General features: G+C 61.0%; 1 protein-coding gene. It reads left to right on the top strand.

Translation table 11 applies throughout. The features are described 5' to 3' along the window. Window positions 1–315: hypothetical protein (locus tag WG8_RS28565; RefSeq protein ID WP_007431254.1), on the top strand; the 315-nt coding region annotated here is incomplete at both ends.

Below are 315 nucleotides of genomic sequence, written 5' to 3'. Positions count from 1 at the left end.
AAAGGCCGCCGAAGAAGCGGCGGTTCAGGCCGTCTCAGCGCAGGAGGCTGCGCTTGTGTCTGCACAAGCAGACGAACAGGCCCGGCAAGCGCTGGGTGCGGAGGAGCCGAGGCTGCTGCTTCGGATCGATCAATTGGAACAGGCGCTTCAACTGGAGCGTGATACGGAGGTGCTACGGACCGACCGGGAGCGTCTCGCGGCAGAGCTGGTGCAAAGTGAACAAACCCTTGCTTCATATGGCGAAGGACTTGACAAGGAGCAAGAGCTGCAGGCACGAGGCTTGAAGCGGCAGCAGGAGCTGCAACAGGAGCTAAA

The sequence above is a fragment of the Paenibacillus sp. Aloe-11 genome (assembly GCF_000245715.1).
In the GTDB taxonomy this organism is placed as follows: Bacteria; Bacillota; Bacilli; order Paenibacillales; family Paenibacillaceae; genus Paenibacillus; species Paenibacillus kribbensis.
This window is presented reverse-complemented; position numbering and strand designations above follow the sequence as displayed.